The sequence below is a fragment of the Streptomyces sp. NPDC034670 genome (assembly GCF_055574875.1).
In genome coordinates this window covers 66,550-92,947 of sequence record NZ_JBVITR010000018.1, presented here as the reverse complement: position 1 = coordinate 92,947, position 26,398 = coordinate 66,550, and the positions used below count along the sequence as shown (strand labels likewise).

Genomic DNA, 26,398 nt, shown 5'->3' with positions numbered 1-26,398 from the left:
TCCCGAATTGATCACACCCCGCGGAGAAGGGCGGCCCGGTGATCAATTCCGGGGCCGCCGGAGCATTCCTCCACGGAAATGCGCGACGCGCGGGACCGCTATCGCGACGCGCGGGGACGACTATGGCGAAGGCGCCGCCCGACGCGCCCGGTCCGCTTATGGGAATGGCCGGGGATGCCGGACCGAAAGCGACCCGTGAGTCACTCGAGTCAACATGAGCCCCTCGGGTCACACGGGATGCGCGGATCGCAGGACCACGGGGACCGCACGGGTCGCGGACGGCGGACGGGTCCGCGGCGCAGGGGACCCGTAGCACGGTGGTGCCGTCCGGGGAAACGCGACGGTGCCGTCCGGGGGAAAGCCGCCCTCCCGGGGATCGGGATGCGTCTTGGGGGAGGGTCGGGTGCGGTCGCGCGGGGGCGGCTCGGTAACCTGAAGCCGCTGACAGATCATTTAAGGCGGCTTTACCGGCCGCCAACGCTCGAGTCAAGGAGTTGCCGCCGCCGTGAGCAGCAGCCTTCGACGCGGCGCCCTCGCCGCCGCCGCCATCGCGTTCTCGATCGCCTCGCTCTCCGCGTGCGCGGCCGGCAACAACGCCCAGACCCTGCAGATCCAGCCGGACAACGCATCCACCTCCGTCGGCGACATCAAGATCCAGAACGCCGCGGTCGTCACCCAGCCCGACCTCGAGTCGACGGGCCCGGCCGTCATCGCCGCCACCCTGTTCAACGAGGGCCGCACCGACCAGACCCTGGAGTCGATCACCCTCCCCGGCACCGGCAAGAGCGCCGAGCTCACCCCCGCCGAGGGCGGCAGCCTGACCATCCCGGCCGGCGGTTCGCTCATCCTCGGCGGCGAGGGCAACGCCTCCGCCGTCCTGCCGAGCAGCCGCGAGGCCGTCCAGGACGGCAACGCGCAGCAGGTCACCTTCACCCTCAGCAAGACCGGTGACGTGACCCTGCGCGCGTTCGTCTACCCCGCCGAGCACGTCTTCAGCGGCTGGGGCCCGAGCGAGGTCCCGGCCGCACCGGGCGCGGAGCCGTCGGCGGAGGCCTCCGGCGAGCCGGCCGACGAGGGCTCCGAGACGCCGGGCGGCACCGGGTCGACGGAGTCCGGGGCTCCGGCGGACGGCGCCACGGGCGCCCCGTCGGGCACCCCGACCGACGCCGCCTCGGCGAGCCAGCAGGCCGGTCACTGACCGGTCGTACGACGCACAGGTGAAGGGCGGGACCCGCGCGGGTCCCGCCCTTCACCGTGCCGCGACGCCCTTCACCGCCTCCGCGGCCCCGGCCGCCGGGGCGCCCACGCCCCCACGGCCTCCCTACGGCTCGAACTTGTAGCCGAGACCGCGCACCGTCACCAGGTACCGCGGCGCGCCCGGGTCCGGCTCGATCTTGGCGCGCAGCCGCTTGACGTGGACGTCGAGCGTCTTGGTGTCCCCGACGTAGTCGGCGCCCCAGACCCGGTCGATGAGCTGCATGCGCGTCAGGACCCGGCCGGCGTTGCGCAGCAGCATCTCCAGCAGGTCGAACTCCTTCAGCGGCAGGTCGATCTTGGTGCCGCCCACGGTGACCACGTGCCGGTCGACGTCCATCCGCACCGGGCCGGCCTCCAGCGCCGCGGGGACGGCCTCCTCCGGCTCGCCGCGGCGGCGCAGCACCGCGCGGATCCGGGCGACCAGCTCGCGCGAGGAGAACGGCTTGGTGACGTAGTCGTCGGCCCCTATCTCCAGGCCGACCACCTTGTCGATCTCGCTGTCCTTGGCGGTCACCATGATGACGGGGACGTTGGAGCGGCCGCGCAGCTGGCGGCACACCTCGGTGCCCGGCAGCCCGGGCAGCATCAGGTCGAGGAGGACGAGGTCGGCGCCGTTGCGCTCGAACTCGTCGAGCCCGTCGGGCCCGGTGGTCGCGACGGCGACCTCGAAGCCCTCCTTGCGGAGCATGTACGACAGGGCGTCGGAGAAGGACTCCTCGTCCTCGACTACGAGCACTCGGGTCACGGAAGGACCTCCGGGGAGGGAAGCGTTTCGTACGCGGATGGATCGGAAGAGTGGGGGGATGAGAGGTGGGACCCCCCGGCCTCGCCGTCGAGGCCGGAGGACTCGTCCCGGCGGGACGTCTGACGGGTGCGGTCGCGGGCCGCTCCGGCCTCCGGCAACCGCAGGGTGAAGGTGGAGCCCTGGCCCTCGGCGCTCCACACCGTGACCTCCCCGCCGTGCGAGGCGGCCACGTGCTTCACGATCGCGAGGCCCAGGCCCGTACCGCCGGTGGCACGGGAGCGGGCCGGGTCGACCCGGTAGAAGCGCTCGAAGACGCGCTCCCTGTCCTTCTCGGAGATGCCGATGCCCTGGTCGGTCACGGCGATCTCGATCAGGTCCCCGCCGGGCTGGGCGACCCTGCGGGCCGCGATGCCCACGCGGGTGCGGGCGGGCGAGTAGTTGACGGCGTTCTCGACGAGGTTGCCGAGCGCGGCGGCGAGCTGGCCGCGGTTGCCCCACACGTGCAGGTCGGTGGTGCCGGCCTGGTCGATCCCCTCGGGCGCCAGGACGTTCGAGGCCATGGTGATCTCCTTGGTGCCCGCCGCGTGCCGGCACCGGTCGATGGCCTCGGCGACCAGCTCGTCCACGCGGACGGGTTCGGCGTCCTCGAGGGGGTCGTCGTTCTGCACCCGGGAGAGGTCGATGAGTTCCTGCACCAGGTTGGTCAGCCGGGTGGCCTCGATCTGCATGCGCCCGGCGAAGCGCTCCACGGCCTCCGGGTCGTCGGAGGCGTCCATGACGGCCTCGGAGAGCAGCGAGAGGGCGCCGACGGGCGTCTTGAGCTCGTGGCTGACGTTGGCGACGAAGTCGCGGCGCACCGCCTCGATGCGGCGGGCCTCGGTGAGGTCCTCGACGAGCAGCAGCACGAGCCGGGAACCGAGCGGCGCCACCCGCGCGGAGACCGCGAGGGGCTCGCCTCGCCCGGTGCCCCGGCGGGGCAGGTCCAGCTCGACCTGCCGTATCTCGCCGTCCCGCCGGGTGTCGCGGGCCATCTGCAGCATCGGCTCCACGGCGAGCTTGCCGCCCCGGACCAGCCCGAGCGCGTACGCGGCGGAGCTGGCCTTGACCACGCCGTCGGCCTCGTCCAGGACGACGGCGGAGGAGCGCAGCACGGACAGGACGGTGTCGACCCCCGGCGGGAGGACCGGGTCGGTGTGCAGGGAGGTGCGCGGGGGACGCCGCTGTTCGCGTTCGCTGAAGCGGACCGCCAGCATGGCGATGACGCCGGTGAGCACCCCGGCGATCGCTGCCACTGCGGCGACCGCCGCGTTCACGTCCATGCGTCCAGGTTAGGCATGGGGCGAGCGGTGGCCACAGCCGTCGGAGGGCGACCTCGAACACTCGTCGCCCAGAGTTCACCTCGGAGCCAGGGATGGTTCATTTGGGGTGGCCGAACCGGACGCACAGGGGACGGAACGTGGGAGCGTGGGGTTCGACCGCCGGCCGCGCGGAGTGCGCGGCCCGCGGTCCCGCGGCGGGGCACCCGGCCCCGGACCTCGCAGGAGCCCAGGCCCCTGAACCCCTGTACAGACGCATGAGAGGAACCCTGATGCGGGACGCGTACCACGAGGAACTGGATTCGATCGGCGACGGTCTGGTGGAGATGGCCCGGCTGGTCGGCTCGGCGATCGGGCGCGCCACGACGGCCATCCTCGACGCCGATCTGAAGCTGGCGGAGAACGTGATCGAGGCCGACCAGAAGGTCGACGAACTCCAGCACGACCTGGAGGCCCGGGCCATAGCCCTGCTGGCACGCCAGCAGCCGGTCGCCACCGACCTGCGCATCGTCGTCACCTCGCTGCGCATGTCGGCCGACCTGGAGCGCTCCGGCGACCTCGCGCAGCACGTGGCGAAGCTCGCCCGGCTGCGCTACCCGTCGCGTGCGGTCCCGCGCGACCTGCACGCCACGATCCTGGAGATGGGCCAGCTCGCGCAGCGCCTGATGGCGAAGGCGGCCGAGGTGATCATCACCAAGGACGTCGACCTGGCGCTCCAGCTGGAACAGGACGACGACGCGATGGACCTGCTGCACCGCACGCTCTTCCAGCACCTGATGGACGACCGCTGGAAGCACGGCATCGAGACGGCCGTCGACGTGACCCTGCTGGGCCGCTACTACGAGCGTTTCGCCGACCACGCGGTCTCGGTCGCCAAGCGGGTCGTCTACCTGGTCACCGGCGAGCACGCGGACGAGATCCAGGCGGACCTCCAGACGGAGATCCAGACCGTGCCGGGGGCGGAGGGGGCCTGATCGGGACGGGGCCCGGCCGGGTCGGGGACGGGGCCCGGCCGGGTCGGGCCGGGCCGGGCCGGGTCGGGTCGAAGTCCTGAGCGGGGCGGGGACCCGATCGGCGCGGGGACCCGATCGGCGCGGAGGGTGCCCGGCCCGGCCGGTCGCGCGCGAGGGGTCGGCCGGGGCGCTCGCGAGCCTCAATGCGCCGTTGATGCGCCCGGCGGGGCGGACGTCCAATGGGCACAGGCACCAGTCTCGAGGAGGGACCCATGGCCGAATCCCCCAGCACGTCACCCGACCCCGCGCAGGAGCGCGAGACCGAGCAGCCCGCCGAGACCAGGAACCTGCCCCTGGTCGCCGCGTGCGGCTGCGGCTCCGGCTGCGGCTGTGGGTGCCAGTCGGGCGGCCCCTGCCAGTGCGGCTGACCCGCCGTACACGCGCGGACCCGCGCACACCACCGCAACCCGCACAGCCCGTATAGATTGGTACACGCCGGTGTGAACCGGCACGGACGGAAGGCCCGGCGACCCTGACCGCCGGGTCTTCCGTCTGCCGGGGGTCCGTCCCCCTCGGGCGCCGGTCAGGAGGCCCCGACCTCCGGCTTCCCCTCGAGGGCGCCGGCCGCCCCGCCCGGCGTCCTTCCTCCCGGCGTTTCCCCGCCCGGCGTCCTCCCGGTCGCCGTCCCCTCGGCCGGAACCGCCGCCTCGGCCGCCGCCGCCGTCGTCGTCGTCGTCGTAGCCGCCGTCGTAGCCGCCGTCGCCGTCTCGTCCGGCAGTCGCCGCATCAGCGCGGCGTAGCCGACTCCGGCCACCGTGCCGATCACGGCGCACAGACCCCACAGCCACTCGGCCCCGAACCGGTCGATCACGGCACCCGACATCAGCGGGGCGACGAGCGCGGCGACGGCCCAGGACATGGTGTACATCCCCTGGTAGCGCCCGCGTCCGTGCACCGGGGAGAGCCGGACCACGAGCCCGGTCTGGGTGGGCGCGTTGACGATCTCGGCGAGGGTCCACACGCAGACCGTGAGGGCGAAGACGCCGACCGACCCGGCGAAGGCGGTGAGGCCGAAGCCGTACCCCGCGAGCAGCGAGGAGATCACCAGCAGCCGCCCGGGGTCACGGTGCTCGATGAACCGGGTGACCGGGATCTGCAGCACGACGATGAGCACGCCGTTGACCGCGATGGCCATGCCGTAGTCGGCCGGGGTGAACCCCGCCGCGCCCATCGCGACGGGCAGGCCGACCGAGCCCTGCTGGAAGATCACCGCGACGAGGAAGGACAGCCCGACGACCCCCATGAACCGCCCGTCGCGCAGCACGGTCCCCAGCCCCACGGCCTCCTCCCGCGCCGCCTCCGCACCGCCGCGCACGGGCTTGGACTCGGGCAGCTTCACGAACACGACGACGGCGCACACCATCGTCATCACGGCTTCGATGAGGAACCCGGCGAGGTAGCTGTGCTCGGCGATGAACCCGGCCGCCATGGAGGAGACGGCGAAACCGAGGTTGATGGCCCAGTAGTTGAGGGAGAAGGCACGGATGCGGTCCTCGGGCCGCACGATGTCCGCCATCATCGCCTGGACGGCGGGCCGGGAGGCGTTGGAGGCCATGCCGACGAGGAAGGCGACGCCGGCGATGGCGACGGGGTCGTGCACGAACCCGAGCAGCGCGACGGACACCGCCGTCGACGCCTGGGCGACCAGCAGCGTGGGCCGCCGCCCGAGCCGGTCGGTCATCACCCCGGCGCCCAGCGACGAGATCACCCCGCCGAGGCCGTGCAGGGCGGCGACGAGACCGGCGTAGGTGGCGGAGTAGCCGCGGTCGAGGGTCAGGTAGAGCGCCATGAAGGTGGCGACGAAGGCGCCGAGCCGGTTGACCAGGGTGCTGGTCCACAGCCACCAGAACGCCGGGGGCAGCCCGGAGACGGTCTGGCGGACCGCGCGTCTCGCACGGGTGACGGACGACACGGATGACACGGGACCCCCCGGATGTAAGCGGCTGAGACGGCAAGCAGACCTTACGAAGAGACCGCGTCCGGGGACCACTCGATTAACAGATCCCGTCAACCGTCCGACCGGCGGGCGCCCCGCGCGACGGGCGCGGGCCTTCGATTACGCTCGGGCACATGGCCGACGCACCGTACAAGCTGATCCTCCTCCGCCACGGCGAGAGCGAGTGGAACGAGAAGAACCTGTTCACCGGCTGGGTGGACGTCAACCTCACCCCGAAGGGCGAGAAGGAGGCGACGCGCGGCGGCGAGCTGCTCAAGGACGCCGGCCTGCTGCCCGACGTGCTCCACACCTCCCTCCAGAAGCGCGCGATCCGCACGGCGCAGCTCGCGCTGGAGGCCGCCGACCGCCTGTGGATCCCGGTCAGCCGCAGCTGGCGCCTGAACGAGCGCCACTACGGCGCCCTCCAGGGCAAGGACAAGGCACAGACCCTCGCGGAGTTCGGCGAGGAGCAGTTCATGCTGTGGCGCCGCTCCTACGACACCCCGCCGCCCCCGCTCGACAACGACGCCGAGTACTCCCAGTTCTCCGACCCGCGCTACGCGACCCTCCCGCCGGAGCTGCGCCCGCGGACGGAGTGCCTGAAGGACGTCGTCGTCCGGATGCTCCCGTACTGGTTCGACTCCGTCGTCCCCGACCTGCTGGCCGGCCGCACGGTCCTGATCGCCGCCCACGGCAACAGCCTGCGCGCCCTGGTCAAGCACCTCGACGGCATCTCGGACGCGGACATCGCGGGCCTGAACATCCCGACGGGCATCCCCCTGTACTACGAGCTCGACGCCGACTTCAAGCCGGTCACCCCGGGCGGCAAGTACCTCGACCCGGAGGCGGCGGCAGCCGCGATCGAGGCGGTCAAGAACCAGGGCAAGAAGAAGTAAGCGCGCCGGAAGAAGCCCCCTACCTGCGGTTTTGCTGTCAGGAGGGGGCTCTTCTATGCGCCTGGGCCGTGCCTGGGCCGTCAGGTGCGGCGGCTCCAGCGGCGGACGCGGATGTCGAGGGCGATCAGCAGCGCCATCGGTACGGCGATCCCGGCGGGCACGTCCCCCCAGTGGGGGGACCCCGCCACGGCCGCGCCGACCAAGCAAAGCGGTAGGTCGCGAAGACAAATGTCGATTCTCAGTCCGAATTGTGGCATGCTTATGTTCTCCAACGTGTCGAGGAGCTTCCCAAGTTTTCCGAACACGGATGGAGACGGGGCCGCCTCCGGGCCAACGGAGGCGGCCTTTCCAATCCGCGAGCAGAACTTAACCACGGATCACCCGGCAGTCAAAATTCCCCGCGGGTACCCCCCGGGGGGATCGGTCGATAATTCCGACTGCATGGCCAACCTCAGCCATGCTAAGCACCTCGAAGGGGCGCTGCGGCGCACTTGCCGATATTGACTCCGATTCTTCTTTCCGTGCCCTCCCGTCCGGTCGCCCGGCCACCCGGCCACCTGGGAGGGAGGGAGGGAGGGAGGTGGTGGCCAGCCACCCGGCGGGGCGGCTGGCGTCGACAATTATGTGTCGCAACATTGTCGCCTGACGAAAGTTCACGAATGGTGATTCCAAATACCATGGTCGGAGAATTGCGTGTCGCAAAACTTTCGATGGACCAAAGTTCACGGATGGTGATTCCAAATGTTGCGGTTGGAGAATTGCGTGTCGCAACATTGTTGGCGGACCAAAGTTCACGAATCAAAGTTCACGGACCAAAGTTCATCGACCGAAGCTCGCGGATGGAAGCTCACGGATGGAGCGTTTGAGGTGCATCCTTCTGCGGGTCAGGCGAAGACGGCCGCAATCGCCTTGCGGGTACGCTCCTGGCTGGACGGCATGAGATGCGCGTACACGCGGAGCGTCAGGCCCGGGTCCGAGTGGCCCAGGTACTCGGCGAGGGCCTTGATGTTCTCGCCCGCGTCCAGGAGCAACGACGCGTAGAAGTGGCGGAGCGCGTGCATGCCGTTCTCGCGGGACTCGGCGTATGGCCGGCCCCGCTTGGGCATGGGGATGACACCAGCCGCGGCCAGCGCTGGCTTCCATGCCTCCTCGTTGAGCGACGTGCGCCAGACGTGCCCGCCGCGCGGCCCGGTGAAGATCAGCCGCTTGGTCACCGGAGGACCGTCGGCAACCTTCCACGGCAAGGTGATCTCGACCGGTGGGAACCGCTTCATGTGCGCCCGGAGCGCATCGGCGACGGGGCCGGGGAGCGGCACGTCCCGCAGCTTGCCGCCCTTCGGCGGCGCGAACACGGCCTTGCTGCGGCTCAGCTTCAGTTGCTGGACCACGTGCAGCGTGTCCGACTCGAAGTCGATGGCGTCGACGGCCACGCCCAGGATCTCGCCCTGGCGGAGCCCACAGCCGCCGCCCAGGTCGACCATGACTTGGTAGCGCTCGGGCATGGCGGCCCGGACGGCGAAGACCCGCTCGGGCGTCCAGGGCACGACGCGCTTGTTGTCGACGGTCGGCGGCCGGACGGACCGGGCCGCACACGGGTTGCGGGGAAGGTGGCCGTCGTCCACGGCCGCGCTGAGCGCCGCGCGCACGTTGGAGTAGATCGTCCGGGCGTACGACCCGCGGATGCCGTTCTCCTGCAACTGCCGCACCCAGTCGCGGATGTGTGCCGGCTGGAAGGAGCCGAGCGGACGTGAGCCGAGGTAGGGGAAGGCGTGCAGCCGTAGTTGCGACTCCATCGAGGCTTGGGTGTTCGGGTCGGCGCCCTGCGTGGCGACCCAGCGTTCGGCGTACTGCTGGAAGGTGATCCGGGCCGCGCGCGGGTCGATGTACTGCCCGCGCGCCATGTCCGCCTCGATGTGCGCCAGCCACTGATCAGCGAGCCGCTTCTGACGGTCGGGGAAGCTCTTGGACTTCTCCGTGCCGTCCGGGCCGACGTAGCGAGCGCGGTAACGCAGGCCGGCCCCGTAACGCTCGGTCTTGACCTTGCGCACCTTCCCGTCCGGGCCGGTCTCGGTCCGGTACCAGCGGTCCTGGATGTGCCCGGCCATCAGGCGGCAGCCCCTTCCCGCAGGGACTCGACCCAGGCTTGGACGTCCGCAGGGTCGTAGCGCAGGTGCCGGCCGACCCGGAAGCCACGGGGACCGGTGCGCTTGCGGCGCCACTGGTAGACCGTCTCGACGCTGGGCAGGTCGAACATCGCCACCAGGTCGTCAGGAGTCAGGTACCGCGACGGCAGACCACGCGGCTCGGAGGCCGCTTCCGCGACAGCGAGGCGCCGGCTACCCATGGGTGGGTTCTCCTTCCGTTCCGGGGGCGGGTTCGAGGGTTTCGGCGAGCCAGGCTTCGGCGTCGGTGAGGCCGGTTCCGGCGTAGACCCAGTGCGCGAGGACGAGGGTCGTGTCCGGGTCGGTCCCGTCCGTTGCCAGGGCCTGTGCGCGGCGCCATGCGGCACGGGCGTCGCGGAGGGCGCCGAGGGTGGTGGAGTAGCGGCGGGACTTGGTGGAGAAGTGGCCGCGGAAGCCGAGCATGTGGGCCCAGGCCCGCAGGCGGAGGTGTTCGAGGTCCTTACGCGCGCCGAGGGTCCAGGCGGTGCGGATGAGCCGGCGGGCATGGTCGCTGATGTCGAGCTGGGCGAGTTCGGCGAGGAACCTCAGCGGCCGGTCCAGAGCTCCCGTCGCCGTCTCGGCGCCCTTAGTGGCGTACTTGGCGATGTACGCGGCGACGGCCCGCTCGGTCAGCTCCTGGCCGCCGTCGAAGTCGGCCGAGCGGATGGTGCGGACGTCGAGCTGACGGCCGAAGGCGAAGGTGTGGGCGCGGCCGTCGATGACCGGGCCGTCCACGCGGGCGGCGGTGGCGGCGGCCCGGATGGCGTCGGTCAGCAGCTCGGCGGTGGCCCAGGCGGGAGGCGGGGTGTCGCCGCCCTCGGGGCCGTCGAGGCGGATAACGGCGTGAAAGTGGACGGCCCCGCGCTTCTGGTACTCGGCGACCTTGGCGAAGGACACCCGGGCGTGCTCGCGGAAGGCCCGCTGGGTGAGGCCGGCGCGCTTGGCGACCTCCCGGCGCAGGTAGATGGAGAAGCGCCGCCACAGCGGACCGGCGTGCGCGTTCCAGAGCACGGCGGCTTCGTAGTCGTAGGTGTCCGGGTCGAGCGGGGTGCCGAGGGCGGGGTCGTCCTGGTCGTGGAGCGCGCCGCAGCGGCAGCGGCGGACCGAGCCGGCCGGGCCGGTGGGGCGGTTGTGGACCGGGCCGAAGCTGGGGGCGGTGAAGGTGGCGAAGACGCGCGGGTGGGCGGCGACGCGCTTGGGGACGCCCTTGCCGCCGCGCAGTCCGGAGGTGATCAGGTGGAAGGTGTCGCGGCGGTAGACCTCGGCGCAGGCCGTGCACCGGGTGGTGCGGCGGTTGTTGCAGCGGACCAGGAGGTGACCGGCCGGGAGGCTGGAGGAGTCGAGGTGGTGGAGGACGTTGCCGATCTCGCCGGTGCGGGTGTTCACGTCGTGCTCGGTGCGGTGGCCGTCGAGGCGGATCGGGTGCGTGCAGCCGCCGAGGCCGGAGAGCTGGCGCAGGAGTGCGGGCATGGTGCCGAGGGCGGCCAGTTCGCCGAGTTCGTGGAGCGGGGGCGGAGTGGCGCGGGTGATGATGGCTTTCTCCTTCTGGTTCGGCTGGAGGGAGACGGTCCCCCGGGGCGGCGGATGCTTGGCGGTATCGAGGCCGCCCCGGGGGTCCGGTGCGTCAGCGGCGGTGCGGGTCGCGCAGCAGCGAGCGCAGGACCACGGCGGCGACGGCCACGGAGACGGCCGTGACGGCGACGGCGGCCAGGAGCGCGGTCAGCACGACGCCGCCGACGAGGACGGCCGCGACCGCTCCGGTGCTGACGGAGATCTGAGGGACCGGCCGCCGCACGGGCGCCTGGTCGGCCACGGTGTGGGGGTGCGCGGGCGGTGGCGTCGGGCTGTCGGGGTACTGGGGCAGGAACACGACGAAGCTCTCCTTACCTACTCGTCTAGTCATGTGAGCCGTTGACGATGTCCACGCCGGAGCGCGTGCCGGACTCGATGGCCGGGGCCAGGAAGGTGTCCGAGAGCCAGAAGCCGAAGAGGGCGATCAGGACGACGATCCACGTGCGGACGCCGAGGAACTTGACCGCTCCCCAGGCGAAGAAGCCGAGGAGGACGACGAGCGGCAGGCTGACGGTCACGGTGTGCGGGTCCTTTCAGCGGACGGGGCAGCGGTGGGTACGGGCGGCCAGTTCGGCGGCGGCGCGGCTGTCGTAGTCGGCGGAGAAGCCGCAGCGCGGGGCCGTGCAGGCGGCGGTGTGCTTCTCCCGGCCGCGGCCGTCGTAGGACGTGCCGACCTGGACGGGGCCGATGCGGGTGACGGAGCGGAAGCGGCGGTTGGCGCTCACGTGGGTCTCCTTTCAGAGCTGGGCGGCGATGGCGTCGGCCATGGGCGGCGGGACGCCGAGGCGGGCGCGCAGGGTCGGGGTGTCGATGGCCGTTCCGGTGCGGGCGTGGTGCTCAGCGGCGACTTTGCGGGCGTGCTCGACCAGGGCAGCCGGGACGGCGACCGGCGGCGGAGCCGGATCCGGTGCCGACTCGACTGCCGGAGGCGCCGGGGGTTCCGGTGCGGGATCGGGCGCGTCCTCCTGGTCCTCGATGTCCTCGGGTGTCTCCTGGCCCACGGCCTCACTGGTCTCGTCGTGCGTGTTCGGCGACGAGTGGACGAGGAGGGTCCCGCCGAGGAAGGCGACCGCGGGCCAGCCCGCGACGAGGATGCGGAGCCAGGCCGGCACGTGGTCCAGGTCGAGCAGTCCGGCGGTGGCGACGTTCGCACCCAGGGACGCGGCGAGGGCGATCAGGAACCAGCACCACCCGGCCGCTTTCGCGTCGCCGGACCGCAGTCGGCGCCAGGCGGCGACGAGCAGCAGGTCGACCGAGACGGGATAGGCCCACGCCTTCCACCCGTCCTGTCCGGCCGCCGAGGCGACGTCGTGCAGGTGGGCGAAGGACAGCGCGGCGGCGATGACCGCTTGGACGAGCACCGCGTCGACGCGGGCCAGGTGGGCGCGCATGCTGCGGCTCCTTCCGGGTTCGGGCATGGGAGGGGTAGGGACACGGCGTGAGGCGGTCACGCCGACCGGGGATGCGTGTGGGCGCGGGTCAGTCGGTCACCGGGCGGGGCCACACGACCAGGCTCGGAGTCTCGACAGGCGGCCGTACGGGGACGTCGGGCCGGAAGGGCTTGAGCGCGGGCAGGTCGGGGACCAGGTGGGCCGACTCGCGACAGGTCTCGGCGGCGTCGCCGAGGGAGAGGTACGGCGTGCGAATGCGGGACCAACCGCCGGAGGTGTCACCGGCCACGGCGAGGCCGGGCCGTTCGGGAGCGATGGCGCAGGCGGCAGCGACCGCCTCGGGGGCGATGTCGCCGAGTGCCATCTTGGCGGAGGCTTCGTCGTTGACGCGGTGACAGACGCGGCCGGTCAACTGGGCCCGCAGCATGGTCGCGCCCTTGCCCAGTTCGGCGCCGAAGCGCTGTCCGCAGACCTCCAGGTAGATGCCGGCGGCCCGGCCGAGCTGGGCGAGCCGGATGAGCTGGGTGACCATCTCGTCCCGGCGTTCCTCGTCCTTCTTCGTGGCGATGAGGAAGAGTTCGGCCACCTCGTCGACGAACAGCACGACGGGCACCGGGCGTTCGTGCTCGGGCAGACCCCAGATGTCAGAGGTGATCTCCTCGTCCGGCGTGCCCGGCGCGATGCCCTGCCGGGCCTTGATCAGGTCGTACCGGTCCTCCATTTCCCTGATCAGCACGGGCAGCAGTTCGGCGGCCTGCTCCGGGTCGGTGGCGAGCGCCGACAGGCGCGGGGCGAAGGGCGCCAGCTCCACGCCCCGCTTGCAGTCGATGCCGACCAGGGCGACGGGCTGACGGGCGAGGCCGGCGACGAGGTGACGCAGGTACATGGACTTGCCGGACAGCGTGGCGCCGAGGGTGAGTTGGTGCGGCACGGTGCGGTAGTCGCGTACGAACGGAGTGGCGTCCTCGCGCAGCGCGACCGGCACCCGGAGCAGGCCCGGGCGGAGCTTGCGCGGCATGCGCACCCGCCGCAGCACGTCGAAGCCGACGAGCCGCAGTTCGACCACGCCCGGCTTGACCGTGGTCACGTAGACGGCGTGGACACCCCAGGCGTGCCGCAGCCGTTCGGCGGAGGCGGCCACGTCGGCGGGTTCCTGCCCCGGAGCGAGCCGCAGGCGGACCCGCAGCCCCGTCGTGGTCGGCCGGATGATCCCCCGGCGCGGCGGCACGGGCCGGACCTCACGGCGAGTGGTGGCCTTGACCGCCAGGACCCGCAGCCGGGAGGGGGCCACGGTCAGCCCGCACGCCTCCATGACGGAGCCGTAGGAGCTGAGCAGCCGGACCGTGGACACCGGTAAGCCGACCGTGGACCAGTAGGCGCCGGGGTGTCGTGCCCGGGCGTAGGCGGCCCCACCACCGAGCGCGGCGAGGGGACCACCCACCTCCAGAAGCGTTGCCAGGTCGGTCATCAGGCCGACGCCCCCACGGCGGCCGGGAAGGTGGCCGGAGTGACGGCGGCGGCCCGGAAGGCGATGCCGTGCCGCTGCTGGCCGTTGAACACGCTCTCCCACGGCCGGGCGATCAGACCCGGCAGGGAGACCGGAGCACCGAGGGCGAGCCCTTCCGACACTCCGCTCTCCGGAACGGTCACCTTGATCAGGGACGACTCTCCCTCCTCGATGTACACGACGCCGATGGTCATCAGCGCCTCACCGCTGACGGCGTCCTTCGCGATCTCGCCCGACTGCCGGTCGCGGACCTTGGGCTCGGGCGCCTCGGTCAGCAGGATCGTTGCGGCCGAGGTCTCCACACGGATGGTGCGCAAGATTTTCCCCATCTACTCGTCTAGACAAGATGCATCCTTCGAACCCGACGACGCCGGGAACGGGATCACCTTGCCACACAACTTGCCCACTCGTCTATACGAGTATGCGTGTCGGTGTGTACGAGTCCGGGGAAGTGGCCTCGCGCACCGCCGATCAGGTCGCCGGAAGCTGGTAGGAGAGGACGTACGCGTCCGCCGCCATCACCGTGTCGCAGACCTCCACGGCCCGCCCCGCCGTGTCGAAGGCGGTACGGATCAGGTGGATCACCGGTACGCCGGAGGCCAGTTGCAGCGTCTTCACCTCGGACGGCGAGGGCATCCGGGCCCGAATCTCCTCCTCGAAGTGGTCGAGCTGGTGGCCCAGTTCCTCGAGCCGCGCGTAGATGCCACCGGGGCCGGGGTTGGGCTCAGCGATCTGCGTCCCGCGGGCGATGTCGAGCGGGAGGTACGACGTGGCGAACTCGACCGGCCGGCCGTCGAGCAGATACCGGCGACGCCGGGCGAGCACGCGCCGCACGGAACCGAGCCGGGTGGAGATGTCCTGGCTGGCCTTCTCCTCCTTTACCTCCAGGCTGTCCACAGTGGGGTGACTGCCGGCGGCGTCGGCCTCCACGATGAACGCGGACTTCCCCTGCTCGCGGTGGCGCCGGGCGAACCGGTCGGAGGCGAGACGGCGCACCGGAGGCCGGGGCCGGACGAAGACGCCCCGGCCGTGCTCGGCGTGCACCAGGCCCTCGCCTTGGAGGATTGAGAAGGAGTTCCGGACCGTCATCCGGGAAACCCCGTAGTGCTCGACCAATTCAGCCTCGGAAGGCAGCTTCTCCCCTTCCTTGAACCGCCCACGGTCGATGGCTTCGCGCAGCTGGTCGGCGATCTGCCGGAAGACCGCACGATCACTGGTCGGGTCGAGGCCGCCGAGAATGCTCGGTAGAGACGCCATGCGTACTCCTTTAGGTATCTAGACGAGTGGGCGAGTCTTGTTGCTACGGTGGAGAGCCTAGTCAGCCGAGAGGGCCGAGGAACGTGAGCACAGAACGCCCGCACTCCGTGAGCGTCGCCGGGGTCATCGTCGATGACCAAGGCCGGGCCCTCCTGATCAAGCGCCGCGACAACGGCCACTGGGAACCCCCGGGCGGAGTCCTCGAACGCGAGGAGACCATCCCCGAAGCCCTCCAGCGCGAAGTCCTCGAAGAGACCGGCATCAAGATCGAGCTTCCCGCGACCCTGACCGGCGTCTACAAGAACATGACGGGCCTGATCGTCTCCCTCGTCTTCCGCTGCCAGGCGGCCGACGGCACTCCCACCACCGGGGACGAGACCCGCGCCCTGCGCTGGGCCACCCGCGAAGAAGTCATCGAACTCACCGACGAGGCGTACGCGATCCGTGTGCTTGACGCACTCGACGCGGCGTCCCCGCCGGCCGTCCGCGCCCACGACGGCGTGAAACTCGTCTAGCCCGAACCCGCTGCACATGGCGGCCTACCAGCACGAAGGAACTTGTATGCACGAGTATACGAGTAGCGCCCGGGTCTGGGGGCTCAGTTGCCCAGGATTCCCGGAAGAGGTCAGCAGGGCCCGCCGCTGGACCCGCGACATCCTGCGGGGATCGCCGTTGGCCGAGGACGCCGAGCTGATCGTCAGCGAGCTGAGCGCGAACGCGATTCTCCACACGGCCAGCGGCCAGGCATCCGGCAGCTTCCATCTGGCGCTCGCGGTCTCCCCGCAGGTGATCGCCCTGTCCGTCACGGACGACGGAGGCACCGGCACGGCCCCGAAGGTCGAGCACCAGGGCCAGGAGGCGGAGCACGGCCGGGGCCTGGGCATGGTCAGCGCGCTCGCTCACCGGGTCGTCGTCCATGACAGCCATGGCGGTTACACGGTCACCGCGGAACTCTTCACCGAGGCCGGACCGGCAGGAGGGCACCCGTGCTGATGTCTGCTCCTCTCGTAGTGCTGAGTACAGGCGGCCGGCCCCTCCCCTACCTGTGCCGAGCCGCCGCCTACCCGTCGAACGAGGTCCGTTCCATCCCCTTGGGATCACACGGCGCCACGAGCCCACGCCTGGCACTGCGCTGGTTACGCGAGCGCACGCAGCACATCACCGACCAGCTCGACGCCGCATACGCACGGCCGGGCCTGCACTGGTTGACGGACGAGGCCGAGCATGAACGAGCCCTCGCCTACCTGACCGGTGGCACGGGTTACCAACTCACTCTCTACGACGAGAGCACCCACTACGTGTTGCTGGCCTACCCGGCGGGAGCGACCCCATGAACGGGCCCACCCGCGGCTACTGGTGCGAATGCTGGACCGAGGAAGTCACCAGCACAGGAGGGCCGGCGCTCCTGGCATCGTTCGACGCGTACTCAGCACCCCAGGCAGACCGATGGGTCACCGTCGCTCTCCGCACCATCTCACCCGTACTCGACTCCGACGCGTCGGACGAAGCGTGGACGTGGTTGTACGAAGAGCGCGCCGAGACCCGCAGAGCCCTGATGCGCTCCGAACCCTGCACGGTGACCATCACCCACGCCAGCACCCGCATCACCTGGACCATCCGCCCAGTGCTCTTCCTGCCCCTCGCACACCGGCAGGACGCCGACCTCCCAGCCTGTGCACACAGCTTCAAGCCCCACCGCACAGACTGAGTTACAACTTTCTCCACTGGTTCAAGGCGGCTCGCTCCGCTCACCGCGCGCGGCCCGGCCCCCGGCCGGGCCTGCGCTCCTGTCTCCGCCCCGCTCCAGCCCGGCCGGCGCCCGTGCCGCGCGCACAGCAATCAGCCACCTGATGCCAGAGAAGGGGTACGTCGTGGCTGGGGCGGTCGGCTCCACGGCTTTACGCAGCCACTTCGGCGCGAGCCTCGAAGATCACGGCCCCAACGTCGTGCTTTACCGGGCAGGTCCACAGACCGCCCGACGCGCCGGAAGCTTACGGGGCCATGATCACTCGCGCCAAAGCAGCGCCACCCCAAAGCCGCTCCGCTGACCTGTCATTTCACTGCGGGAAGCGATTGCAGGCAAGGCTAACTCTCAAGGTCTTCAATATGTTCGCGTGTGTGGAGGCTGTCTGGATGATCTTCCCCTAGATGGCGTACTTGATCGACGTACAGCCGCTTAAACATTTCCAAGGCCCTCCCTCGCTCGCCCAAAAGAAGCAACTGGTAAGCAAGGTAATCCCGAGATTGCAGCGTCCTTGGATCACCAGATCCATGGATTCTCTCTCTATCAGAGACGAGACGCTGATAGGCGGCCAGAGATCCCTGAAGATCGCCAACATCTCGCAGTGCTGAAGCGAGGAGCTTTACCATCCTGACGGTCATAGGATGATCGGGCCCTAGAACGTTTTCACAATCCTTGAGGAGTTGGCCGTACTCACGAGCAGCCTCGCCCTTCTTACCTGACCGGCCCTTCCAATGTGCCACTAGGCCTCTTGAATCCAGGGTTTCCGGGTGCTCAGGGCCTCGTTCCAATAGATGTTTTTCGTAGACATCTTGACTAATCGCCAGGGCGTGATGCGGATCGCCGGCGAGTCCAACGTAATCGGCGAGATGGCCCAGGAGTTCTAGAACGCTCGGATGTGTTTCCCCAAAAGAGGTCTCTTCGTCGTGCACCAGTGATCGCGTGATGCTGACGGCTTCCTCATAGCGTTTATCCTCAGCGTACCATTGGGCCAGATGATGGCGAATCGAGAAGGTTTCCTCGTGATGCTCCCCATGCTGGCGACTAACTTGCCGCAGCATGTTCTCTAGGATTTCAATCGCAGCAGTTGTATCGCCTGAGGCGCCAATCTCTTCTGCGAGGTGAATTTGAGTGTGCCAGGTAGCTGCTTGGTCCTGCCCGTTGACCCGAAGCTCATCTTCCAGCAACTCTTGACACGTGGCAATTGCCCCAGCGATGTCACCAGCATGACTTCGTGCACTCACCAGGCGACGGCGCGTGTCAAAGGTCAGTTCGTCATCAGGGCCGTGAACCCGTATTCTGTCCTTTAGGAGTTCCTCAAAAGCACGCACCGACCCTTCTGCGTCACCAGCGCGTCCCAGGCATTCAGCCAGGGAGCTGCGGATATTTTGCACCCACCCGTCATCGCCGTCATCACGCTTCAGCTCGTCATGGAGGAGTTTTCGATATTCCGTCAACGCCTCGGCGATACGCCCTGACTCCTCGAGAGCATCCCCCAGACACAGCCTAAGATAAGTGAGATCGGGACGGGTTGGATCGTCCTCTTCTATGGCGCGACGCAGCGTCTCAAAATGGGCCACCGCAGCTGACGCAAGACCAGCCGCCATCAGACTTTCTCCATACTTGTCGAGAATTCCGTGAGAATAGTCGGATAGCAGCTGAGGCAAGGAATTATCTCGCATAAACTCCGCGTTCGACCTGAAGGCCCGTACATAATCCGACTGAATCGGACCACTCGGCCATGCCTCGAGTAGACCATCTGCGGCCACCTGAACGGTAATCGCGTAAGCTTCTTCACTCAGAGTCTCAACGACTGCTCGTTGCACGAGCGCGTGCATGCGCACTTCCGCGCCTGGCGTCGCTCCGGCATCATCGTCGATCAGACTTAGCCTGTGGAGATTGCGCAGAGCGGAATTAATATGACCGTCGATGAGCGTCTTTTGTTCACTTGCGTCCATGAAGCTGCTTACATATTCTTTGATGGCAGCCGTTTCGAAGGTCAACCTTGGGATGCCGTTAGGGTTGAGAACAGCCGCAATCTCAAGTACCGGGCGGGCTAATCCACGCGGCGTAAGCGAGTTCGCTTTTTCCATAGAGAGCGACCAAGTGGCCGTCACGATATCTTGATGATCGTCCGGCAGGCTCTCCGCATCCGGCAGAAGCTCCCGCAGTGAACCTCGCCTATCTGCTAGCAATTCTCTGTATTGGGTGCACTCCATACCGGCATCGACCAAATATGCGGCACTCTGAGCCAAAGCTAGGGGCAAATAACCCAGGTCTTCTGCAAGGTTTTCCAACTCTCGGGATTCTACGGAAAGCCCAAATGCCCCGAGTTTTTGAGTTAGATATTCTACGGATTCTCCCGTAGAGAGGATTTCTACAGGGATGCGATGCCATTTAGCACCAGCGAGTGCGGCATCCCTACGGCGAGTCGTAATCAAAACCCTGCCGCTCCCGATTGAGGGCGGACACAGTTCCCTTATTACGGACGGTGTAGACAGATCGTCCAGCACCACCAGCCACTTCATGTCAGTGATATGGGTCCAGGATAGGAAGTTAGCCGCAGCACTTTCCGTATCACTGATGTCAGCTCCCGTAAGCGCATTGATCGCTTTAGCGTAAGAGGATTGTATTGCCTCTCTGCTGCTGGCTGAGGCCCAGACGACCACGTCGACTGATCGATTGCTCAAGCGCTCTCGAACGTAGCGTGCAGCAATCTGTGTTTTTCCCACTCCTCCTACGCCAACCAGCAAACAGACTTCCGGTGCCGCGTCTATCGATTCGAAAGCTTGGGATAGTCGCTGGCTCGCACTCCGTTCTTGATAGCAGTCGGCCTCTCTGGGAAGGCTACCAATCAAGATGGGTGTATCCACCGTTTTTGACTGTGGCGACACAAACAACTGACCAATGTATCCGGCTGCTAGCCCACCGTTACTTGCGAGCACGGAATTTATAGCCGAGATTTCAGGGGCTTGTGAACTACCGGAAACGGTCAGCCCTGGCCCGCCTCCGGAAATGGAGGGTTTGCAAGGCTCAAGCCGCCTTCCACGTTCAGTACGCCGCTGGCGACTGACCCTCGCTCAGCTTGCACATGGAGATCTCCGCCAACCGCCAGCCCTCGATCACCAGCAGACGTGCTGCCTTGGCCTAGAGCTCCCAGCGATGCGATGTCTCGAAGTGCCTGTGCTGCGTCTTCCCGGTCTTCAGCCGGAAGATCCTCGAGGAAATCCTCGAATCGCGTGCGCCAGGCCTCTACGAGCCGGGCCCGTCGGGCGTCGTCAGGCTGGTGATTCTCCTGGAGGTCAGCCAGTGTCCGATCCAATCGAGCCAATGCTGTTTGCTCAGCCGCGGCGTCACGGCCCAGCAATGCTGCTACCCGACTGCGTACAACCGTCCAGACGTCTGTGCCGGCCGCTTGGACTACGGCCGTCCCACCCGCTGCGGCCACGGCTGTTAAGGCCTCGTTCAGCATCCCTACCCCCTAGTCGACGCCTGGGGCATCACGATAGAGCAGAGCGGGGCGATGTGAGTCGACCTTGTTCGTGCTTCATGCCTTCACCGCGGAAGGGCTGGCGGTGTCCAGCACGGATCAAAAGGCTGCGGCCGTGGCGCGCACCACGGCCGCACCATAAGCGCACCAGATCGAACGGGGAACAGCGGGGAACCACGGTGAAAGCCGCCGAGCCCGGTGAGGCCGCTCCTCGGTCGTTCACCCAGGTCAGTGCCCGAACCGGTCGCAGGTGCTCGCAGCTTCCCAAGCTGAGGACTCGGCCGGTCGCCGCCGTCAGGCACTACGTAACCATCGAAACAGGCAGCATGGCTGAGGCCGGCGGGGGTGCAGCGAGGCACACGCGTGCGTGGTCGATTGGCGCACCCGCCATCGTGGCGGGCTGTCGTCGGCTGAGGTTCGGACTGGGCGCGTCGAAGGTGCCGGCCGCCAGGCAAGCGCGCCGAAGCTGGGCCGTCTCTGGGCCGCCCGAGGTCACTCGACAGTGGCCAAGGACGACCAACAATGACCACCAGGCCCACGGGCTTACCGTCTCTGAGCAGCGAAAACGCAGGTCACCAAGATCCCCGGTAAGACCCAGGGCAAGAAGAAGTAAGTTCCGTGGTCATGCCCCTTGCCCGTACTTTCGGTGCGGGCAAGGGGCGTTTTCGTGCCGGGGTTCTGTGCGGGGCACCCGGGTGGTGTGCCGCGAGGTGGTGGGTGCGGCGGGCGGGTGGGCTGCGGTCGTGCGTCACCGTGCGGCGAGGAAGGCGAACAGTCCTGCTCCGCCGCCCAGGAACAGGAGCTGGATCGTGCCGGGGAGGGGCCATCCCCGGGCGAGCAGGCCGCCGCCCGTGACCACCGCGCCCCCGGCCAGCAGCCACATCGCCTGCTGGGCGATCCGGGGGGCGTCCGGTGGGTCGGAGGAGTCGTAGCCGTCGGCCCACCCCGTTATTCCGTAGCCGTACAGCAGACAGGCGATCACCAACAGGTCGAGCAGGAGCAGTGCCGCGCCGACTCCCACCTGCCGACCGGTCGAGGGCCTGGTCGTGCGCTTCATTCCCACCGCCGCTCCCGCCGTTCCGACTGCCGTCCCTCGGCCGCCCGCTGCACAGGGGACAGCATGCGGTCCCGGACCGTGCCCCGCATGAGTACGTCTCCTCAGCTGCGCGGACGGTCAGGGGAGGGGCGGGCCGCCCGGGAGCGAGCCGAGGGTCGGGGAGGTCTGGGTCCGTTGTTCGACCCACTGGCGGAGTTCCTCGTCGCCCACCCGTTCGACCGCTGCGAGGAGTTCCTGCCGGGCCCTTTCGTCGCGCTCGGCGGCGGGGAGCAGGCGGTAGCGGTTGACGGCCCGGCGGAGCGCCTCGTGCGACTGTGCCGCCAGGACGTAGCGGGGACCGTGTCCGAACACCTGCCGGAAGCCGGTGAAGAACAGGGCCCCGCCGGCGACGAGGGCCGTCAGCCAGGCCGGGGCGCTGAGCCCCGCCGCCACCACGGTGGAGGAGGCGGTGGCGAGGGCGCCCAGCTCGGTCATGCGGTACCACCGGCGGGACGCGTTCCGCACCTGCTCGTAGAAGGCCAGTTCCGCCTGGGCCAGGGCCAGTACGGGGTCCGGGGCGTCCAGCCAGTCGGCGTCGGGGGTCCGTCGGCGCATGCACCCATGGTGTCCTCAAAGGGCCGCGTGCGGAACGTGTTTGATCGAACTCCCGGGGAGGGGAGGTGAGTTCCCGTCCGGGGGAAGGGGAAGGACCGATCCGGTCCCCAGCGGACAGGATCCGACCTCATGGCCTCCTACGGTCGTCCCATGACGCAGACGCAACGGGCACAGCAGACACAGAAGACGCAGAAGACACAGCAGCCGCAGAAGGTTCTCGTCACCGGTGCCACCGGCACCGTCGGCCGTCAGGTCGTCGCCGAGCTGCTCGCCCGCGGTCACGCGGTGCGCGCCCTCACCCGGGACCCGGCGCGGGCCTCGTTCCCGGCGGAGGTCGAGGTCGTCCGGGGTGATCTGACCGAGCCCGCGGGTCTGGCCCCGGCCCTGGAGGGCGTCACCGGGCTGCATCTGATCACCTTCGGCGGGGCCCTCTTCACCCCGCTGGAGACCGGCCCGCGCATCCTGGAGCTGGCCCGCGCGGCCGGCGTGCGCCGGGTCACCGTGCTGAACGGCGGCGGCCCGACCCCGCTGGAGGACGCCGTGCGGGCCGAGGCCGGGGTGGACTGGACCGTGCTGATGCCGGTCGAGTTCATGGCCAACGCCCTGGAGTGGGCGGACGGGATCAGGGCGGCGGACGAGGTCCGCGAACCGTTCGTCTCCCGACTGAGCGCCATGGTCCACGAGGCCGACATCGGCGCCGTCGCGGCGGTCGCGCTCACCGAGGAGGGGCACGGCGGCCGGGAGTACGTGATCACCGGCCCCGAGGTGCTGACCGTCGGCGACAAGGTGGCGGCGATCGCCGCCGCCCGCGGCCGGGACGTCGCCCTGGTGGAGCTGACCGAGGAGCAGGCCGTCGCGCGGTGGCGGGCGGCGGGTCAGCCCGAGGAGGTGATCGGTTTCCTGCTCGACGTGTACGGCAACACGCCCGAGGCGGGCCGCACGGTCCTCGACACCGTCGAGAAGGTCACCGGCCGCCCGGCCCGCACCTTCGCCGGGTGGGCCGCGGAGCACGCGGACGCCTTCACGGCGTAGGTCCGCGGCACGGGCCCGCCGTCCGTCCCCGCCTGTCCCCGTTCGGCCGGCCGTCCGCCGCGGCACAGTGGATCCGTCCGGGGCCGGTGACGGTCATCGCGGGCGTCAGCGGGCCCCGCCGACCGGCACCTCCGCCCAGACCGTCTTGCCCACGGGCGCGCGGGGCTCCCAGCCCCAGCGCTCGGCCAGGACGTCCACCAGGAGCAGGCCCCGGCCGGACTCGCCGTCGGGACACGCGGAGGGCGCAGCCGTCGGCGGCCGTTTCGCGGCGGCGGCGTCGGCGACCTCGATCCGCACCAGGCCCGCCGCCTCGTCGAGGCCGACGCGGAGACGGAAGTCGTGCCCCGGGACGCGGCCGTGCCGCACGGCGTTCGCGGCGAGTTCGCCGACGACCAGGGCGACCGTGCACGACAGGTCCGAGACCGGCGGGTGCCCCCACTCCTCCAGGCACCGCACGGCGAGGCGCCGGGCGAGCCGCGCGCCACGGGGTGTGGAGGCGAACGGGGCGCTCGTCTCGCGTGGTGGGGAGATGCCGGGGTCCCGTCCGGATCCGTCGCCCGGGGTGGTCGTTCCTGTCAGCACAGCGTGCCCGTCCTTGCCTGTCGCGTTCTGGGACGTCTCGCGGCGCGCACGAGTCGTCACGTTCCGTACTCAAGAGTCGCGTGATCGCCCTACGCTCGGAAGGTGACGCAGCATTACCTTTCGGTCGCTAAAGGACGGAAGTGACGCCTTGGCCAAGGAAATCGACCCCAGCACCTCCATGGCCGCGCTGTTCGGCGCGCGGGTGCGCAGGCTCCGTACGGCGGCCGGACTGACCCAGGCCGAACTCGGCGCGAGAACCCACGTGGTGGGCGCGCGGATCGCCCAGATCGAGCGGGCGCTGGGAGCGAAACCGACGCTGGAGCTGACCCGGGCGCTGGACGCCGTCCTCGGCGCCGACCACCTGCTGGTCGACCTGTGGCCGTACGTGTACCGGGAGGCCTTCCCGGACTGGTCGCGCAAGTTCATGGCGTACTCGGAGCGGGCGGTGTCCGTCAGGCAGTACGCGGCCCATGTGGTGCCCGGCCTGTTGCAGACGGAGGACTATGCACGGGCGGTCCTGAGCCTGGACGCGCTGCTCGACGGCGACGAGCAGTTGGAGGAGCGTGTCGCGGCTCGTATGGGGCGACAGGAAAGGCTCGGCTCACCCGATCGACCGGAGCTGTGCGTGATTCTGGACGAGGCGGTGCTGAGGCGTCCGGTCGGCAGTTCTGCCGTGATGCGAGGGCAGTTGGACCGACTGCTCGAGACGGCGACGGAACGCCACATCACCGTGCAGGTACTGCCGTTCGACCAGGGCGGGCACGAGGCGATGGGCGGCTCACTGACGATTCTGGCCCTTCCGGACGGCTCGGAAGTCGCCTACACGGAGGGTTCGGACTACGGACAACTCATCGAGGAACCGGACAACGTCGGTCGCTACAAAGTGATTTACGATCGGCTGCGGGCAGTGGCCCTGCCCCCGCTCATGTCCCTCGGCATGATTCGGACCGCGATGGAGGGCAGCTACCGTGGCGCGAACGTCCCGTCCCGATCTGAACGGCGTCGCCTGGCGCAGGAGCAGCTACAGCAATCAAGCGGGGGGCGACTGCGTGGAGGTGGCGGACGGATTCCCCGGCGTCGTCCCCGTCCGTGACAGCAAGGCCCCGCACGGTCCTGCCCTGTCCCTCGGGGCGGACTCCTGGACTGCGTTCATAGGGGAGTTGAAGGCAGGCCGGCACCGGGTCTGAGTCGCCCGGACCCCGGTGGCCGTCCGCCCTCCCGGCCCGCCGGTTCCTCGTCCGCGGGGGCCCGGTGGGCCGCTGACCCCCCGAAGAACAGGAGGAGTGCGGGCGCGTGATCCTCGGGCCGGCGTAGGTCACCGCCGTCCGTCGCGCGTTGCGCGCTCGCGGGGTCCTCACCGGGTGCTCAGACGATCTCCCAGTCCAGCTCGGTCTCGTCGACCACCACACGGCGGTAGTGGTCCACGACCTCGCCGGTTTCCAGGGCGGTGGCCGTCGCCTCCAGGAGGGCCGGGAGCGAGGCCCACATGGGGTGCGGCCGGAACGAACAGCCCGTTTCGTGGTCGGCGTCGCCGATCCGTCCGCTGCGGCGGTGCTCGCGCTGGTCGACGACGAGGTAGTCACCGGCTCCGTCCGCGGCGAAGGGAGTCCACAGGGGGTGCCACCACGGCCCGTACTCCCCTTCCGGGTCCCCTTCCTCCCCGCCGTCGGGGGCGTCGCCGTCGATCCTCGTGCGTAGTTCCCAGGCGTCGACGACGCCCTTCACGTCGAGCAGCTTCCAGAACGGGGGCAGCAGATCGCGGTACCCCGTGCCGTCGTGCCGCAGCAGGGACTCCTTCAGCGGCTCGGGGAGGGGCCGGCCGACGGCCCGTTCGGCCGCAGCGAGGGCCGAGTGCTCGGCGGGTGGTCCGAGCGCGGCGAACGTACTCGGCGCGTGCCCGGCGAGCCACGTCTCGATACGGATCCAGGACTCGGTGACCGAAGACGTCATGCGCCGGATCATGTCAGCCCGGCGCGGTGCGGTGCTGTCCGGACGGTGGGATCAGGACAGCTTCGGACCGGTACTCGCCGTCGTGGTCGAGCAGTTGACCTATTCTTCCGGTGTGAAGAAACGGTGGAGGTCCCTGGTGCGTGCCTTCTGGGCTCTGGACCGGGCCCTGGGCGGGCGGCGAAAGCCGACTCGGCTCCAGCGGTGGGTGGCCCGTCACCCGGTCGGGGCCGGTCTCTGCGTGGCCGTTCCCTGCACGCTCTTCCTCTGGGTGACGGCGCCCGAGGGGGAATCCGACGGGTTCCCGGTCGCCGTGCTCCTCGGGCTGCTCATGGGCTCCGTCGTCGCCCTCGTGGCCGCCGTGGAGCGGCTTCGGCAGCGCCGGCTCGGGCGACCGGGACAGGGGGAGGGGAAGGGTCGTCATGCGCGGTGATCCGCGTCCGCCGCGGGAGCCGTCGGCGCCGTCGGGCGGGGGACGCGGAGCGGCGGGGGCGGGCCGGCACGTCGCCTGGAGCGAGGCCCTGCTCGTGGCCCTGGTCTGCTGGCTGGTCAGTGGCCTGGGGTACGCCGTGTTCGCCGCCCTGGACGAGCCGGGTCTCACGGTCGCGCCCCTGCTGGGCGTGGTCCTCGCCCCGTGGTTCTGGACGCGTCACCGTGTCTGGCCGGCCGCGGTCGCGGCGGGCCTCGTGGGGTTCGTCGTCCTGTTCGGGGCCGTCGACCTGCTGCGACCGGACCTGGGCCGGTACGCCGGTGACGCGCTGGCCACCGGCCTCGGCGCGACGGCGGCCCTCGGCGCCTTCACCCTGACCAGCCGCGTCCGCGTGCGGTCCGGTGGCCGGAACCGCTGAGGCGGACACCGGGCGGCACCGTCAGACCTTCTCGGCCACCCCCGCGGCCGGTCCG

Annotated in this window: 31 protein-coding genes; 13 read left to right on the top strand and 18 right to left on the bottom strand. The window is 69.7% G+C overall.

The features are described from left to right. Positions 1 to 505 precede the first annotated feature (505 nt). Positions 506 to 1,198 (top strand): copper chaperone PCu(A)C domain-containing protein, encoded by a 693-nt coding sequence (locus ACZ56B_RS15350; RefSeq protein ID WP_468789980.1) that lies wholly within the window; start codon positions 506 to 508, stop codon positions 1,196 to 1,198. Positions 1,199 to 1,321: 123 nt separating this feature from the next. On the opposite strand, the gene phoP is transcribed toward ACZ56B_RS15350, so the two are convergent. Together phoP and phoR are read right to left on the bottom strand one after the other, a co-directional pair. Further along, entirely contained in the window at positions 1,322 to 2,002 is a 681-nt protein-coding gene (gene phoP / locus ACZ56B_RS15345) for a two-component system response regulator PhoP (protein WP_468789979.1), read from the bottom strand. Next, positions 1,999 to 3,321 (bottom strand): two-component system sensor histidine kinase PhoR, encoded by a 1,323-nt coding sequence (gene phoR / locus ACZ56B_RS15340; RefSeq protein WP_468789978.1) that lies wholly within the window; start codon positions 3,319 to 3,321, stop codon positions 1,999 to 2,001. The genes phoP and phoR overlap by 4 nt, the downstream gene beginning before the upstream one ends. A 269-nt stretch (positions 3,322 to 3,590) precedes the next feature. Here phoR and phoU point away from each other — a divergent pair, with 269 nt between their 5' ends. Then, positions 3,591 to 4,292, top strand: a complete 702-nt coding sequence (gene phoU, locus ACZ56B_RS15335) for a phosphate signaling complex protein PhoU (RefSeq protein WP_468790031.1) — start codon at positions 3,591 to 3,593, stop codon at positions 4,290 to 4,292. A gap of 251 nt (positions 4,293 to 4,543) precedes the next feature. Then, positions 4,544 to 4,699 carry a hypothetical protein gene (locus ACZ56B_RS15330; protein ID WP_468789977.1) on the top strand — a complete coding sequence of 52 codons (156 nt, stop codon included), beginning with the start codon at positions 4,544 to 4,546 and terminating at the stop codon, positions 4,697 to 4,699. Positions 4,700 to 4,854: 155 nt separating this feature from the next. Here the strand turns inward: ACZ56B_RS15330 and ACZ56B_RS15325 are convergent, their stop codons facing one another. Next, a complete protein-coding gene (locus tag ACZ56B_RS15325) occupies positions 4,855 to 6,243 on the bottom strand; it encodes an MDR family MFS transporter (RefSeq protein WP_468789976.1) in 1,389 nt (462 codons plus the stop codon). Positions 6,244 to 6,401: 158 nt separating this feature from the next. Here ACZ56B_RS15325 and ACZ56B_RS15320 point away from each other — a divergent pair, with 158 nt between their 5' ends. Next, positions 6,402 to 7,163: a phosphoglyceromutase gene (locus tag ACZ56B_RS15320; protein ID WP_468789975.1), complete on the top strand. Its 762-nt coding sequence runs from the start codon at positions 6,402 to 6,404 to the stop codon at positions 7,161 to 7,163. An 884-nt stretch (positions 7,164 to 8,047) separates the two neighbouring features. On the opposite strand, the gene ACZ56B_RS15315 is transcribed toward ACZ56B_RS15320, so the two are convergent. The 10 genes from ACZ56B_RS15315 to ACZ56B_RS15270 form a co-directional block, all read right to left on the bottom strand. Beyond that, the gene (locus ACZ56B_RS15315) at positions 8,048 to 9,268 is read right to left on the bottom strand and encodes a tyrosine-type recombinase/integrase (protein WP_468789974.1); all 1,221 of its coding nucleotides are present in this window, start codon (positions 9,266 to 9,268) and stop codon (positions 8,048 to 8,050) included. Next, positions 9,268 to 9,507, bottom strand: coding sequence for a helix-turn-helix transcriptional regulator (locus tag ACZ56B_RS15310; protein ID WP_073934353.1), 240 nt, complete (start codon positions 9,505 to 9,507; stop codon positions 9,268 to 9,270). The genes ACZ56B_RS15315 and ACZ56B_RS15310 overlap by 1 nt, the downstream gene beginning before the upstream one ends. Further along, positions 9,500 to 10,795 carry a replication initiator gene (locus ACZ56B_RS15305; RefSeq protein ID WP_468789973.1) on the bottom strand — a complete coding sequence of 432 codons (1,296 nt, stop codon included), beginning with the start codon at positions 10,793 to 10,795 and terminating at the stop codon, positions 9,500 to 9,502. Before ACZ56B_RS15305 ends, ACZ56B_RS15310 begins: the two co-directional genes overlap by 8 nt. A gap of 154 nt (positions 10,796 to 10,949) precedes the next feature. Further along, positions 10,950 to 11,195, bottom strand: coding sequence for a SpdD protein (locus ACZ56B_RS15300; protein ID WP_468790029.1), 246 nt, complete (start codon positions 11,193 to 11,195; stop codon positions 10,950 to 10,952). Positions 11,196 to 11,220: 25 nt separating this feature from the next. After that, positions 11,221 to 11,415, bottom strand: coding sequence for a hypothetical protein (locus ACZ56B_RS15295; RefSeq protein ID WP_004986817.1), 195 nt, complete (start codon positions 11,413 to 11,415; stop codon positions 11,221 to 11,223). A 15-nt stretch (positions 11,416 to 11,430) separates the two neighbouring features. Then, positions 11,431 to 11,622: a mobile element transfer protein gene (locus ACZ56B_RS15290; protein WP_004986816.1), complete on the bottom strand. Its 192-nt coding sequence runs from the start codon at positions 11,620 to 11,622 to the stop codon at positions 11,431 to 11,433. 12 nt (positions 11,623 to 11,634) lie between these two features. Further along, entirely contained in the window at positions 11,635 to 12,288 is a 654-nt protein-coding gene (locus ACZ56B_RS15285) for a DUF2637 domain-containing protein (RefSeq protein ID WP_468789972.1), read from the bottom strand. An 88-nt stretch (positions 12,289 to 12,376) separates the two neighbouring features. After that, on the bottom strand, positions 12,377 to 13,756 hold the full coding sequence (locus ACZ56B_RS15280; protein WP_468789971.1) for an FtsK/SpoIIIE domain-containing protein: 1,380 nt from the start codon (positions 13,754 to 13,756) through the stop codon (positions 12,377 to 12,379). Beyond that, positions 13,756 to 14,112 (bottom strand): SCO3933 family regulatory protein, encoded by a 357-nt coding sequence (locus tag ACZ56B_RS15275; protein WP_123188327.1) that lies wholly within the window; start codon positions 14,110 to 14,112, stop codon positions 13,756 to 13,758. Before ACZ56B_RS15275 ends, ACZ56B_RS15280 begins: the two co-directional genes overlap by 1 nt. A 154-nt stretch (positions 14,113 to 14,266) precedes the next feature. Then, on the bottom strand, positions 14,267 to 15,052 hold the full coding sequence (locus tag ACZ56B_RS15270) for a GntR family transcriptional regulator (protein ID WP_004986802.1): 786 nt from the start codon (positions 15,050 to 15,052) through the stop codon (positions 14,267 to 14,269). Positions 15,053 to 15,159: 107 nt separating this feature from the next. Between ACZ56B_RS15270 and ACZ56B_RS15265 the strand changes: the two genes are divergently transcribed. Genes ACZ56B_RS15265 through ACZ56B_RS15250 form a run of 4 tightly spaced genes read left to right on the top strand, consistent with a single transcriptional unit; the run spans position 15,160 to position 16,760 of the window. Beyond that, positions 15,160 to 15,567, top strand: coding sequence for an NUDIX hydrolase (locus ACZ56B_RS15265; protein ID WP_468790027.1), 408 nt, complete (start codon positions 15,160 to 15,162; stop codon positions 15,565 to 15,567). Positions 15,568 to 15,613: 46 nt separating this feature from the next. Next, the gene (locus tag ACZ56B_RS15260; protein WP_468789970.1) at positions 15,614 to 16,045 is read left to right on the top strand and encodes an ATP-binding protein; all 432 of its coding nucleotides are present in this window, start codon (positions 15,614 to 15,616) and stop codon (positions 16,043 to 16,045) included. Continuing rightward, on the top strand, positions 16,045 to 16,386 hold the full coding sequence (locus ACZ56B_RS15255; protein WP_468790025.1) for a hypothetical protein: 342 nt from the start codon (positions 16,045 to 16,047) through the stop codon (positions 16,384 to 16,386). Before ACZ56B_RS15260 ends, ACZ56B_RS15255 begins: the two co-directional genes overlap by 1 nt. Next, positions 16,383 to 16,760: a hypothetical protein gene (locus tag ACZ56B_RS15250; RefSeq protein WP_468789969.1), complete on the top strand. Its 378-nt coding sequence runs from the start codon at positions 16,383 to 16,385 to the stop codon at positions 16,758 to 16,760. Before ACZ56B_RS15255 ends, ACZ56B_RS15250 begins: the two co-directional genes overlap by 4 nt. A 377-nt stretch (positions 16,761 to 17,137) precedes the next feature. Here ACZ56B_RS15250 and ACZ56B_RS15245 read toward each other — a convergent pair whose 3' ends face one another. From ACZ56B_RS15245 to ACZ56B_RS15235, 3 genes are all read right to left on the bottom strand, one after another. Continuing rightward, a complete protein-coding gene (locus tag ACZ56B_RS15245; RefSeq protein WP_468790023.1) occupies positions 17,138 to 19,687 on the bottom strand; it encodes a tetratricopeptide repeat protein in 2,550 nt (849 codons plus the stop codon). A gap of 1,344 nt (positions 19,688 to 21,031) precedes the next feature. Then, positions 21,032 to 21,340 (bottom strand): hypothetical protein, encoded by a 309-nt coding sequence (locus ACZ56B_RS15240; RefSeq protein WP_468789968.1) that lies wholly within the window; start codon positions 21,338 to 21,340, stop codon positions 21,032 to 21,034. Positions 21,341 to 21,457: 117 nt separating this feature from the next. After that, complete coding sequence (locus tag ACZ56B_RS15235; protein ID WP_468789967.1) at positions 21,458 to 21,934, bottom strand: SLATT domain-containing protein; 477 nt, start codon at positions 21,932 to 21,934, stop codon at positions 21,458 to 21,460. Positions 21,935 to 22,084: 150 nt separating this feature from the next. Here ACZ56B_RS15235 and ACZ56B_RS15230 point away from each other — a divergent pair, with 150 nt between their 5' ends. Further along, entirely contained in the window at positions 22,085 to 22,966 is an 882-nt protein-coding gene (locus tag ACZ56B_RS15230) for an NAD(P)H-binding protein (protein WP_468789966.1), read from the top strand. 105 nt (positions 22,967 to 23,071) lie between these two features. Here ACZ56B_RS15230 and ACZ56B_RS15225 read toward each other — a convergent pair whose 3' ends face one another. Beyond that, complete coding sequence (locus ACZ56B_RS15225) at positions 23,072 to 23,497, bottom strand: ATP-binding protein (protein ID WP_468790021.1); 426 nt, start codon at positions 23,495 to 23,497, stop codon at positions 23,072 to 23,074. A gap of 229 nt (positions 23,498 to 23,726) precedes the next feature. Here ACZ56B_RS15225 and ACZ56B_RS15220 point away from each other — a divergent pair, with 229 nt between their 5' ends. Further along, positions 23,727 to 24,641, top strand: coding sequence for a helix-turn-helix domain-containing protein (locus tag ACZ56B_RS15220; protein ID WP_468790019.1), 915 nt, complete (start codon positions 23,727 to 23,729; stop codon positions 24,639 to 24,641). Next, positions 24,598 to 24,735, top strand: coding sequence for a DUF397 domain-containing protein (locus ACZ56B_RS15215; protein ID WP_468789965.1), 138 nt, complete (start codon positions 24,598 to 24,600; stop codon positions 24,733 to 24,735). The genes ACZ56B_RS15220 and ACZ56B_RS15215 overlap by 44 nt, the downstream gene beginning before the upstream one ends. A 178-nt stretch (positions 24,736 to 24,913) precedes the next feature. Here the strand turns inward: ACZ56B_RS15215 and ACZ56B_RS15210 are convergent, their stop codons facing one another. Further along, entirely contained in the window at positions 24,914 to 25,498 is a 585-nt protein-coding gene (locus tag ACZ56B_RS15210) for an SMI1/KNR4 family protein (protein WP_468789964.1), read from the bottom strand. Between ACZ56B_RS15210 and ACZ56B_RS15205 the strand changes: the two genes are divergently transcribed. Continuing rightward, the gene (locus tag ACZ56B_RS15205; RefSeq protein ID WP_468789963.1) at positions 25,482 to 25,928 is read left to right on the top strand and encodes a hypothetical protein; all 447 of its coding nucleotides are present in this window, start codon (positions 25,482 to 25,484) and stop codon (positions 25,926 to 25,928) included. The genes ACZ56B_RS15210 and ACZ56B_RS15205 overlap by 17 nt on opposite strands. Further along, positions 25,918 to 26,343 (top strand): hypothetical protein, encoded by a 426-nt coding sequence (locus ACZ56B_RS15200; protein WP_468789962.1) that lies wholly within the window; start codon positions 25,918 to 25,920, stop codon positions 26,341 to 26,343. The genes ACZ56B_RS15205 and ACZ56B_RS15200 overlap by 11 nt, the downstream gene beginning before the upstream one ends. Positions 26,344 to 26,398 lie beyond the last annotated feature (55 nt).